This is a genomic window from Verrucosispora sp. ts21 (assembly GCF_002879555.1).
GTDB classification, from domain to species: domain Bacteria; phylum Actinomycetota; class Actinomycetes; order Mycobacteriales; family Micromonosporaceae; genus Micromonospora; species Micromonospora gifhornensis.
In genome coordinates, this window is record NZ_PNOZ01000203.1 from 1 (window position 1) to 379 (window position 379).

1 pseudogene is annotated in these 379 nt (G+C 76.8%); it reads right to left on the reverse strand.

What is annotated here, in order from left to right:
• Nucleotides 1–379, reverse strand: a pseudogene (locus C1A38_RS31255) (hypothetical protein); the annotation flags it as partial.

The window sequence follows — 379 nt, forward strand, 5'->3', positions numbered from 1 at the left end:
GGCGGGTTCCGCCGCGAGGGCGGCGAGCGCTCCGGTGGCTTCCAGGGCGGCGACCGCCGTGAGGGTGGCTTCCGCGGCGGTGATCGCCGTGAGGGCGGGTTCCGCCGTGACAGCGGTGACCGTCCCGGCGGTTCTCGTGAGGGCGGGTTCCGTGGCGGTGACCGTCGTGAGGGCGGGTTCCGTGGCGGCGACCGTCGCGAGGGCGGCTCCCGTGATGGTGAGCGCTCTGGCGGGTTCCGTGGCGGCGACCGCCGTGAAGGCGGCTTCCGCCCCGACAACAGGGAACGTTCCGGCGGCTTCCGCGACGGCGGCGACCGTCGCGAGGGCGGGTTCCGCCGCGAGGGCGGCGAGCGCTCCGGTGGCTTCCAGGGCGGCGACC